Raw genomic sequence first — 7,457 nt, 5'->3', positions numbered from 1 at the left:
AAATACTACCGTTCCACTCCTGCCAACGCACGGACAGGCTCCCCAACTTCCTCGTCTGGTTCCGCATCAACGATTTCGTTTTCGTGCTTATCCATGTTGAGCAGTACGTTAAGCTCCGCCAGCCGCGCGGATTTTTTGGCAAGCATTTCCTCCTTTTCAAAGGGCACATCAATCTCCGACTTGGCCTGTTCCATCTGGTTCATGGTTTCCGCAAGTTTTCCTTTGTTGTATTCCAGTTCCTTCGGCATGGCCTCCAGCGCATTGTTGAGCCGGACAATGTTGCCGTGAACATCGATGTCGAGCCTAACCTTGTTGCTGAGCGCGCCGCACAGGGTAATTTCGTACTGCTTTTCATAAGTGTCAAATGAGAGCAGCATAGTAAACCCCATATAGCTGCCAAACTCCTGAGGCTCGGGTTTGATCATGGCTTTGCAGGCTTCCAGAATTGCGCTTCCGGCCTTGGCCTTGTCGGCGTAAGTCAAACCCTGAATGGTCATGCCGGGGAACGGGGCATCGTCACCTTCTTTTTTCGGCGGCTTGTGCGCTTGCCACGTCGCAATATCCTTCTCGTAAGCCGCGATGCGCCCTTGAAAGTATGATATATCCGCCGGGTAGGTTTTGAACACTCGGTCTTCCAGCGCATACTTCTGACTCAGATGGTTGGCCTTGAGTAGTTTTAAGCGTGAAACCTGAATGTCGAGGTCCATCTTTTCCTTTATATACGGGTTTCCGGTCGCGAGTGCTTTGACTTCGGCATAGGAAAGTGCGGTCTCATCAATGTCCTAGGCGCTCCGTGCCGGCGATTTCGAGGTCATGATCTGGCTGATGAATTTTTGCTTGTTCTCCAATATCTGATATAGATAGGCATCGAAGGTGTTCTCTGTGACATAGGAATAAATTTCAACCTCCGGGTTTTCATTGCCTTGCCGTATAATGCGACCTTCGCGCTGCTGTAAATCGCCCGGCCGCCACGGGCAATCACAATGATGAAGTGCAATGAGCTTTTGCTATATACGATAGGTAACGCTCTGGATTTTATCCCTCGGCGCTTTCCCCCGCACCGCACCGGACATGAGATTTTCACCTCATCCGGCGTTCCATCGGTCAATAACTTCTTCTTACAAATACAACCTTACACACTCCGAAGAATGATTCGCTTAGCTCCCGATCGGTGCCAGACCTGCTGTCTCGCGCAACTTATCCAGTTTCATTAACATGGTTTTATTCAGGTGTAACTGGTTCATGAGTTGAATGACCGTATCTCTTTTCACCGCGTGTATAAGACGATGCGCGAGTTTGTGAACAATGATCAGATTTTGGTATCTATCCGTGCCACCCTTGTTCAATGGGAGCTTGTGATGGCAATGGATTTCACCAAATTCCAATTCTTTTTCTGTGACCGCACATTTTCCCTGCTGCGCTGAATAAAGAGAAATCCGGTTGTCCATGTATTCAATGCTTCTGCTTATTTCTTGGGAACACATCAGCCTGTGTAGAATAGACATGTTGATTTCAAGGGATTTGTGAATCTCCATCGGTGTAGCGTACTATGAACATTTCTTTTAGTTTGGTTTTTTTCAAGGGTCTGAATTTTTTGCTCCTGTCAACGCTTCCGTTTTGATGTATTTTCCCACTGTATTCTCGTTTGGATGGCATGTTTTCCACATTGGCTCGCTATCCACCAATCAAGTTCATTCAAGACAATATTGGCAAGCAGGGGGGAAAGAATGCCACCTTGCGGCGTATCCTTTTTGGGGATCTCAACATGTCCGTCTGGCATGGAGACAGGGGCCTTTAGCATTTCAGAAATGATACATAGCAGTTTTTTGTCCCGGATACCCATTTCCCACATTTGTTGCCTTAGTTTGCAATGGTCTACATTATCAAAAAATCCTTTGATATCTGCATCCACTACAAAATAGAGCTTTTGCATATTGACCAGTTGTGCGCATTGCGCTATGGCCTATTCTGCCGACCGGTTTGGTCGGAAACCGTTACTGTGAGAATGGAATTTTGCCTCACAGATCGGTTCTAATATTTGCAGGATACACTGTTGAACAATTCTGTCCAACAGGCAAGGGATTCCGAGGGGCCGCATTTTGTCGTTGGGTTTTGGAATTTCTTTACGTCGTACCGGCTTGGGCTTATACCATGCTAATTTGCCTTGAATTTTACGAACCAACTTATTTTCCGTCCATCTTTCGATGTCCTTGATGGTCAATCCGTCTGTTCCGGGAGTGACACTTCCACCGTTTCGCTTCATATTACGATAAGCCAGCTTAATATTTTCGGGCGAAGCGATCAATTTTATCAGATCGGTGAATATTTTACTTTCCTGACTTTGCTGATACAGCTTGTCCATCGTCGCGGTCATATCATAGTATTCCGCATGTCGCAATTTGTTGTGCTTTGGTGGTTTCTTCGAAGTCAACACAGGCATCGCCCCCTTTCGGGTTTGATTTTCTTGGTCGTACTCGAAGCTGCGTTTGGTTGTTTTGTAGATTTTATTATCGACTGACTTGTGGCTATTCCTCCACGGCTTATTATCACCGCTTCACAGGTACTGCCACTACTTTCCCCACAGATAAAGCGGCTTATATGTTTCGTCCGCACCGCCCGAATGAGGGCGTCCCATAGTTCTCTCTACGTTCCGATAATCCTATCTTTACATACGGTTTTAGATACCTGCTATGAGCCTGTCAGCTTGGAAGCGCCTGTAACGCTACAGGGTATTTCATAACGTTCATTTTTACTTTACCCCACTGACCTCCCGAACGGGAGATGCACCTTTTGATGCATTAACTATGTAGACCTGTACATTCGCAGGTTCGTCAGATATTTCTATCATTCTCACCATGACCGCTTTATAGACCCCCGGCGTGTGGGCTACGTCCCTTTTAGAACTTTCGGGCGGGCATGATATTTCTTCCGCCTTCGGTAGCTATCCGCCGTCTTCTCCGAGCTGCAGGCCCGCAACTTTCGTTGACATCGCCTGTCGGAATATTAGGGAGGTATTTCAGGACGTTACTCCTTCATTCCACCTATCGGATTACCAGTTGTGACAGCCGCATTTTACGCGGCTGCCCTCAGCTTTTGTCACGATAACGACAGTGCCGTCCCGTGTTTTGTGGCTGAAACGTATCGCTCACGGACGTTTGTCCCTGCGCCCATTTTGGAGGTAGAGCCGAGCAAAACGCGCACCTGTCCCTTGCGGACTTTTGCGAACAGTTCCTTTTTCTGAATTTCCGTGTTGGCGGAGCGGATATACACAATTTCCTCAGTGGGGATGCCTTTGTGATGAGTTTGTCACGGATATCGTCGTAGACATTGAACTTGCCGTCGCCGTGAGGAGTGGAAAGGTCGCAGAAAATCATCTACGCGGACCGCTGTTCTCTCGTATGTTCCCATATTTCATAGACATTGGCGGCACATGCAGCAGTTTTGCCGGTTTCGCTGTCGGACAGCATGTCATTCAGCAGCCTTTGATCGAGTGCGAGCTTCCGCCCGTCGCTGGTGATCCGCAGCATGTTGTCAATATGGGGATCGACAATCCCGCTGTGCACTTCGTCGGCACGCTTCGCCAGCGCCTGCACCATATCCGCCTGCTGGGTGCTCACCTCGGTGGTGACGTTGATATATTCCGCTTTTGGTACCGGCAAATGGAGCATTTCGGCGGTTTGGATATCCGCCGCTTCCTTCCACATGGACATGAGTTCGGGCAGATTGTGAAATTTCGCAAACCGTGTCCGCATACGGAAGCCCGTTCCCTCTGGTTTCGGTTCTTTAAGAGATTTTTAAAGGCACCGTGTGCCGCAGCAGGCATGACAAGAGATCACAACACAGAAAAGATCACCTGATTTAAAAATCAGGTGATCTTTTCTGTGTGCCAATTATTTTCCGCTTTTAAGCGCAAGGTATGATTATAAATTTGCAAACGCTCTAAGATGGTTTGTAATGTTACAAAACAGCATATAATGTGTAAATTGTTATTGCGAAATGTTACGAAATTATACTATCCAATTGAAAAAGCAAATACATTATGGTATTATTTATATGTGTTAGGCATGATTCCCACATTTTCAGCAATTTGGGATAACTAAATGAAAAGTTGAAAAATCGACTATCAAATAAGATGATGCTTGTTTGCCGAAATAGACGTAAAAAAAGTGACGCTCATAAGCTCTCTATATCAATTTCAGTAATTCCGCTAATTCTACTGATTGTATGGATTCCTTCTTCAGCAGAAACACCCGTCAGCACACCTTCAACCATTTATGATTCTGTAGTGAGGGTAACAGCCCCTAATGAGTTGGGAGTAATTGCTGAAATGCTTGGAGCGAATCTTGTTTCCTCCTCCGTTGCCCTGTTATAACCAATTGGCAATAATGGTATAGAAGTAGAATATCACGATAACAGTTCTAATTCCGACCCTAATAGTGGCTATGATCGTGTGGGTGCTACACAATACGCTGATAAATACGGTGTCAACGCTAATCCGAATTATTTGATCCCATCGGACGGAGATGATTGTACTAATTTTGTATCACAATGTATTTATGAGGGAGGCGGACTGCCATCTGTTAATGACGGTAATCGAAAAGATAATGTCAGTTGGTATTACTCTACAATTTTGGGGCTTGGTTATTATGCCTCTTACACGTGGGGCGGGGCTACTAATTTTCAATGGCATTGGGGGACGGATATTCATGGTAACGGTGAGCAAGATGCATATGAAAGCATAGAGGTTTTTTCTTGCGAAGATGCGCTAGAGAATTGGAATTATCTGTATTCAAATTTATATGACGGTGATGTTGTGCAACTTATTGATCCCCAAAAGGGAACCGCATATCATTCTACAATTGTTGATAATCAAAGTGACTGGAATAGCATATATCAAGTGTCTGACATTGATATTGCAGAGCATACACCAAAAAACGTAATTCAAAAATCATTGTATGATATTTTGATAGACAAGGTCAATAATAATGCAGATGATGAATTGATTATTGAAAGAATATCTGAAGAGACTTAACAGAGGATTAAAATGAAGAAAAAATTATTTATTACCATTGTTGCAATAGTAATAGTCGGGATCAGTACATCAGTGATGGCTATTACAGCAAACGACTCCCAAATACAGCAACAAAAAAGCAATCAATACTTGCAAGAATTCGATAACTTTCAATTGAAAACAAATTTTACAAGTCGGGACGAAGTTGTTGTGGAGCTTAAACGACTTGGCAGTGCTTATAAAAATGCAGTCGCAGCGCATTCAAATGATGAAACCGGAAAGAAAATAATAGAGAAATACCAAACAATGACCAATCAATTGAAAGCAGAACTTGCGAAGTTTCCTCCACAATCGTTGACTTTAGAAGAGCAGATGAACGCTCAAATATCATCTTGGAAAGATGAAGTGGCTTACAACAATGCGAGTGAATACCCTGCTGACCATGCGAACGCAGAATATGCATTGAATGAGGCACAAGGAATTTATAATCAGTATAAGCAAGGAAAAATATCGGCACAGGTAGCATGGGATAGGATGAGTAAAGTAAAAGTCACGGACAGGCAAAATGGCATTAGCAATTGAAAGATAATCTAGAGGGGTTTCCAAAGGGGGTACCCCTTTGGCACACGAACTTTGCTTGCAAAGTGTAGTGTGTTTACACCCTCACGCCGCCGCAATCCCGCTTCCGTATTCCGCCGCAGGGCTGGGGGTGATGTAGCCCAGTGGAAGCTTGATACTTTGGCGGTGCGAAGTTGCGGATTGATTTGTTTTTTACCTTTGACACAGTACGGAGCAGCAATTCCAAGCCTTTGGCTGACAGGAAATGCGGTTGCGACGGAATTATAATGCAATCTGCTGCCGTAAGCGAGTTGATCGTCATAATGCCAAGTGAGGGCATACAGTCAATCAGAACATAGTCGTACTTATGCTTTACGCCGTCAAAATAGGTTTTCAGAACGCTTTCCCGGCTCATTGTGTTGATAAGCCGGACATCCATGCCCGATAGATCAATATTCGAAGGCATGTGGTCAACGCCCTCACCATGCTGCAAAATTCCGTACCCGATCGGCATGGGCTTTTCATCGATAATGTTCTCCATGACATTTGCGATAGAAATGGGAAGCTCGTCGGGATTCTTGAAACCAAGGCTGAGCGTTAAGCTACCCTGCGCGTCCGCGTCTAAGAGAAGAACTCTTTTACCTTGCCGGACAAGCCCGATGCCAAGATTGACTGCCGTTGTCGTTTTTCCTACGCCACCCTTCTGATTGCATAAGGCTATTACATGACCATTGGATAGATGATTGTGTAGTTCCTCCATTTGTGTTTCCTCCCTCATATTTTTAAAGCCTTTCCTTCCATTTAGAAAGAAACGGCTATGTACTCCGGGCAAATAAAAAAGCCACTTATCCTTTTTTACGGGATGAACGGCTTCGGCTTGATATCGAAATGAATTCTACTTATATTGGCTCATTTTAGCTTTGCAATCATATTATCTAGGTATTTAAGCAATTCGGCAATATTCTGCCGATATAATGGCATTACATAGTGTTGGTCAGTGAATGCATCATCCAGTACAGGATACAGCAAAAATTCTGCAACTATGTCTTCGATTTCATATCCGCCCTTGATATATTCGTACTTACCATCGTTTCTAATATCATGTCTGGGCTTTAGTAACACTTGAATATCGGGCTCTATAAACTCCAAATGTTCTATTTCATTGAGGTTATCGTTTATAAGGTCAGTAAGTTTATCCCTCAATTCTATCAATTCTGAAAACTCCAGGAATTCAGAACTTGTACGATAATTTAAGCACCAGTTTGATACATAGATAGCGGCATTCGTCCAGAAATATCCTCCATCATTATATCCCTTTTCTGTTATACAGAAGCGGAATATGGTACCATTCGATTCAAGCTTGCATTCAGCGTCCATACTCAACCTCCAGACTAATAGGCTAATTATAAATCAGGTTTTCAGCGATTATTTCAGAATTTATATTAATAGCATACACCAAAACATGGAATTGCTCAACAGCAGGCTATAAATGCATCCAAATAAAACTCATATGTAGAATTCTCTCATATCACTATCGCTGCCTGACCGAAGTAATTGTCCTTAAGTGTTTGTTTTCTTATATAATATGTACTCGAAAGTGTGGCGAGCCCCTCTTTGAGGATTACCGGCAGGCGATCAGGCTCGATATCGCGAAATTCGGCCAATTTGCTCAGTGAACACTCGATATTTCCTTCTTGGTTCGCCTCCACCACTTGAATCCTCGACCATTTCCAATGGTTGGGAAATAATATTGGGGCTGTGTACTCCCGTTTAGGGAATGTACAGCCCCTTATTTTCGCCTAACAGGCAAGACAAAACCCTTATAGGACACAGAAAAAACCTCTATATGGGATGAAGAGTAAAAGCAGTCTAATGACATTCGACAGAT

4 protein-coding genes and 3 pseudogenes are annotated in these 7,457 nt (G+C 44.1%); 2 read left to right on the top strand and 5 right to left on the bottom strand.

All coding sequences use genetic code 11. The features are described 5' to 3' along the window. Nucleotides 1-5: 5 nt before the first annotated feature. The 3 genes and pseudogenes from ABF463_RS13240 to ABF463_RS13230 form a co-directional block, all read right to left on the bottom strand. Nucleotides 6-707 (bottom strand): hypothetical protein, encoded by a 702-nt coding sequence (locus ABF463_RS13240; RefSeq protein WP_415534294.1) that lies wholly within the window; start codon nucleotides 705-707, stop codon nucleotides 6-8. 450 nt (nucleotides 708-1,157) lie between these two features. After that, nucleotides 1,158-2,440: pseudogene (locus tag ABF463_RS13235) on the bottom strand (reverse transcriptase domain-containing protein). Nucleotides 2,441-3,132: 692 nt separating this feature from the next. Then, a pseudogene (locus ABF463_RS13230) lies at nucleotides 3,133-3,782 on the bottom strand (helicase); the annotation flags it as partial. A 668-nt stretch (nucleotides 3,783-4,450) separates the two neighbouring features. Here ABF463_RS13230 and ABF463_RS13225 point away from each other — a divergent pair. Both ABF463_RS13225 and ABF463_RS13220 read left to right on the top strand, forming a co-directional pair. Beyond that, nucleotides 4,451-5,032, top strand: a complete 582-nt coding sequence (locus ABF463_RS13225) for an amidase domain-containing protein (protein ID WP_415534292.1) — start codon at nucleotides 4,451-4,453, stop codon at nucleotides 5,030-5,032. 12 nt (nucleotides 5,033-5,044) lie between these two features. Continuing rightward, on the top strand, nucleotides 5,045-5,593 hold the full coding sequence (locus tag ABF463_RS13220; protein ID WP_415534290.1) for a hypothetical protein: 549 nt from the start codon (nucleotides 5,045-5,047) through the stop codon (nucleotides 5,591-5,593). Nucleotides 5,594-5,757: 164 nt separating this feature from the next. Here the strand turns inward: ABF463_RS13220 and ABF463_RS13215 are convergent. Further along, a pseudogene (locus ABF463_RS13215) lies at nucleotides 5,758-6,329 on the bottom strand (ParA family protein); the annotation flags it as partial. 149 nt (nucleotides 6,330-6,478) lie between these two features. After that, entirely contained in the window at nucleotides 6,479-6,946 is a 468-nt protein-coding gene (locus tag ABF463_RS13210; RefSeq protein WP_415534288.1) for a hypothetical protein, read from the bottom strand. Nucleotides 6,947-7,457: the final 511 nt, after the last annotated feature.

Origin of the sequence: Ethanoligenens sp. (assembly GCF_047718355.1) — a bacterium.
GTDB lineage: Bacteria > Bacillota > Clostridia > Oscillospirales > Ethanoligenentaceae > Ethanoligenens.
The sequence above is the reverse complement of the archived record's forward strand: the minus strand, read 5'-3'. Positions and strand labels throughout refer to the sequence as shown.